Below are 4,043 nucleotides of genomic sequence, written 5' to 3' on the forward strand. Positions count from 1 at the left end.
TCTGGTCAGTCACCTGCCCGTTTTGCCAGGCGATCTGGCCGTTCACCAGCGTCATCTCCACCGTGCTGTGGAAGCGGTAGCCGTTGAAGGGCGACCAGCCACAGTGGTAGAGGATGTTGTCATCGTTGACCACATAGGGCTTGCCCAGATCCAGCAGCACCAAATCGGCGAAATACCCCTCGCGGATATAACCGCGATCCTGCACCTGGAAGCGCTCGGCCACCGCATGGGAGGTCTTCTTGACGATAGTCTCCAGGGTAAACACGCCGTTGTGGTAGAGCTCCAGCAGCGCCTGCAAAGAGTGCTGCACCAGCGGTACGCCGGACGGCGCCTTGAAGTAGCTGTTCTGCTTCTCTTCCCAGGTGTGGGGCGCGTGGTCGGTGGCGATGATGTCGAGCACGTCGTTGCGTACCGCATCCAGCAGTGCCTGCTGGTCGGCGGCACTCTTCACCGCAGGGTTGCACTTGATCAGGCTGCCCTGGGTCTCGTAATCGGCTTCATTGAAGAAGAGGTGGTGAACGCACACCTCGGCGGTGATGTTCTTGTCCTTCAGCTCGCTCAGGTCGTGGCTGGCGGTAAACAGCGACAGCTCCTTGGCCGAGGTCAGATGCAGCACGTGCAGCTTGGCACCGTATTTTTTCGCCAGCGCCACCGCCATGCTGGAGGATTTGTAGCACGCCTCGTCACTGCGAATGCGGCCGTGCTCGCCCATCGGCACACTCTCGCCCCACTTGGCCCGCGCCGCCTCTTCCGCCTTGGCGATGGTCGGGGTGTCTTCGCAGTGGGTGACGATCATCACCGGGCTTTCGCGGAAGATGGCCGCCAGGGTCTCCTGATTGTCCACCAGCATGTTGCCGGTCGAAGAGCCCATAAACACCTTGACCCCGCAGGACTGCTTGGGGTCGAGACGCTTGATCTCTTCAAGGTTGTCGTTGGTGGCGCCGAGATAGAAGCTGTAGTTGGCGACGGAGGAGTTGGCGGCGATCTGGTATTTGGCTTCGAGAGCGTCGAGGGTGGTGGTCTGGGGATTGACGTTGGGCATTTCCATGAAACTGGTGGTGCCACCGGCGACGGCGGCGCGGGATTCGCTGGCGATAGTCCCCTTGTGGGTCAATCCCGGCTCCCGGAAGTGGACCTGATCATCGATCATTCCGGGGATGAGATGGCGACCTGCGGCATCGATCACCAGCGCATCGGGCGCCTCGATATCTGGGGCGATGCGAGCAATCCGTTCCCCCTCGATCAACACATCGGAGGCATAGATGCGGCCTTCGTTGACCAGGGTGGCATTCTTGATAAGCAGTTTGTTCATGGGGGGTTCCAGTTCCTTTGCCGATAATCGCGGGTCATAATAGCGCAAAACTGCCCTTTCTCTGTAGCAAGGCCTGACTGATGAAGTTATTTGTAAGAGATTTGACCGTGATCGACTCCAGCTACCTCTGCGAACGCCGCGGCATGGTGGGCGAGAGCTGGCTGGTAGATATCGAAATGAGCGGTGAGCTCAACGAAATGAGCATGCTGCTGGACTTTGGCCGGGTAAAGAAGCTGATCAAGTCGATCATCGATGAAGAGGTGGACCACAAGCTGCTGGTGCCGACCGAGTGCCCGCTGATCCACGTCGAGACACTGGATGGTGACGAAAGCACAGTGGATCTGCTGCGCCCGGGTCGCTCCATCCATCTGCGCTGCCCATCCCAGGGCTTTGCCTTTATCCCTGCCCCGCAAGTTGATAAAGAGTCGGTGACCCGCTACCTGCTGGCGGTACTGGCCAAACGGCTGCCGGGCAATATCAAGGATCTCTCCCTGACCCTGCGTCAGGAGGCGATCACCGGTGCCTTCTACCACTACAGCCATGGCCTGAAAAAGCACGATGGCAACTGCCAGCGCATCGCCCACGGCCACCGCTCTCCCATCGAGATCCACATCGATGGCGAGCGCGACCAGGAGCTTGAGCTCAACTGGGCCGAACGCTGGGGCGATATCTACCTTGGCACTGAGGAGGACAAGGTGGCGCTGACCGAGCTCGCTTTGAGCCCCCGCGCCAATGCCCAGCTTGGCGAGCATCACTGCGGCTTCAAATATTTGGCGCCGCAAGGGCTGTTCCAGCTGGCCATCCCCACCGCCGAGGTGGGGATGATCGACACCGACACCACGGTCGAGCTGCTGGCCTGCTATATCGCCCGCGAAGTGAAGAAGATGGTGGGCGACAAGTTCGTCAAGATTGTCGCCTATGAAGGGGTCGGCAAGGGCGCGATTGCCTACGCCTGATCCCCTTGCCACTACCGTAATAAAAAGAAGGCCCCGCATCTGCGGGGCCTTGTTGTTTCAACTCTCGACCATCAGGCGCTGAGGCGGAAGCGCTTGACCAGGCTCTCCTGCTGCTCGGCGAGGGAGTCCAGCTGCTGGCTGGTCTCGGCCACCCGCTCGATCCCCTGGTAGTTGAGATCCGAGATATCGGAGATGCGGTTGAGGTTGGTGGCGATATCGGCGCTGGTCGCCTGCTGCTGCTCGGCGGCAGAGGCGATCTGGCTCGACATGTCGCTGATCAGCACCACAATCCCCTGCACCTCTTCCATGGCGTTGTTGGCGTGAGAGCTCTGATCCACGCAGCTGTCCATCTCGCGAGAGCACTCCTGCATCACGGTTACCGCTCTGGCAACCCCCTGCTGCAGGTTCTCGATCATGGTCTGGATCTCGCTGGTGGATTGCGCGGTGCGGCCCGCCAGACTGCGCACCTCATCCGCCACCACCGCAAATCCGCGCCCCTGCTCGCCGGCCCGCGCCGCTTCGATGGCGGCGTTGAGGGCCAGCAGGTTGGTCTGCTCGGCAATGCCGCGAATGACATCGAGGATGTTGCCGATCTGGCTGCTCATGGCGCTCACATCACCAATCACCTTGCCGGTCTGTTGCAGCTTGCCCGCCAGTTGATGAGTGGTGGTGATATTGCCTGCCATCACCTTGCGCCCCATCTCGGAGGCCTTCTCCACATCCTGCACCCGCTCCAGGGTCTGGTTGGCAGCCTGCGCGACTTCCCGCACCGAGGCCTCCATCTGGGTCATGGCGGCGGCGACCGAGGCGGTCTCCTGCCGCTGTTTCTCCAGATCCGCCCGCACCGATTCGGTGGTGTGGCGGTTGCCGTGGGCGGCATCGTTAAGCTGGGCCGACGCTTGTGAAAGCTGTGCCAGCACCTCCCCCATCTGGGCAATCAGCAGGTTGATCTGGCTGCCCAGCTGACCAAATTCGTTCTTGCTCTGAAAACCGATGCGCTGGGTCATGTCGCCCTGAGTCACTTCGGTCAGCACCCGCAGCAACTCCCTGAGCGGACGGCGAATGGCCTTGCCCAGGGTATAAGCCACCAGCATGGCGATCAGGATGGCGACTACGATGCTGGTTCCCTGGGTCAGGGTGCTCTGGCTCTGTGTGGCTTTGGCGTGCTGAATGCTTTGACTCATCAGCTGCTGACTCTGGCCGGTGATCCGCTCAAGCCGGTTCTGGATCTCGACGATGAGAGCGCTGGCCTGCTTGCTCTTCTCCCGCATCAGCTCCTGCTGCTTCATCAGCGCCAGATACTGGGCCAGCACGCCTTCGCTGGCTGTGGTGTCGCGCACAAAGCCGTGAACATAGTGGCCCATGTCGTTCTCGAAGTTCTTGAGCTCCCCCTGCAGATCCTTGATGGTGCTGTTGAACCCCTCGATCTGCATCTTGTTGCGCTTGAGCGCCCCTTCGATGGGGGCCGGAATAGTCTGGTTGAGGGCGTCCATGGTGGAGAGTTCAATGGCGGAAAGCTTGGTGGTCAGGGTCTCGGAGAGCATCTTGATAAAGCTGTCGTCGATGGTGACCATCATGTCACCCAGACTCTTCTTGAACTGGGGCAGACTGACCTGAAACTGCCCCTTGGCCAGATTGACCTTGTGCAGTCGGGTGAGCAACGCCTCGTGTTCGCCGGGCAGGGTATCGGTCAGTTGCAGGTAGCTGTCGACCTGCTGGCTGAGGCTGCTCATCTCCCCTTGCAGTTCGGGGTGGTGGGCCACCTGCTGGCGCAA

At 60.6% G+C, this 4,043-nt stretch carries 3 protein-coding genes; 1 reads left to right on the plus strand and 2 read right to left on the minus strand.

Annotation, left to right across the window (positions count from 1 at the left end; genetic code table 11):
• A partial coding sequence (locus tag AACS18_RS17305; RefSeq protein WP_108612839.1) for a dihydroorotase occupies positions 1-1,312 on the minus strand: 1,312 nt, incomplete at its 3' end.
• A gap of 80 nt (positions 1,313-1,392) precedes the next feature.
• On the opposite strand from AACS18_RS17305, the gene AACS18_RS17310 reads away from it, so the two are divergent.
• Positions 1,393-2,268, plus strand: coding sequence for a 6-pyruvoyl trahydropterin synthase family protein (locus tag AACS18_RS17310; protein WP_181363313.1), 876 nt, complete (start codon positions 1,393-1,395; stop codon positions 2,266-2,268).
• A gap of 71 nt (positions 2,269-2,339) precedes the next feature.
• On the opposite strand, the gene AACS18_RS17315 is transcribed toward AACS18_RS17310, so the two are convergent.
• On the minus strand, positions 2,340-4,043 hold a 1,704-nt coding region (locus AACS18_RS17315), incomplete at its 5' end, for a methyl-accepting chemotaxis protein (protein WP_258228758.1).

Source organism: Aeromonas sp. HMWF015 (genome assembly GCF_963878965.1).
In the GTDB taxonomy this organism is placed as follows: Bacteria; Pseudomonadota; Gammaproteobacteria; order Enterobacterales; family Aeromonadaceae; genus Aeromonas; species Aeromonas veronii.

Excerpts from the sequence above, each read along its gene's own strand:
- AACS18_RS17310 (WP_181363313.1), top strand. The coding sequence starts at position 1,393 with ATGAAGTTATTTGTAAGAGATTTGACCGTGATCGACTCCAGCTACCTC.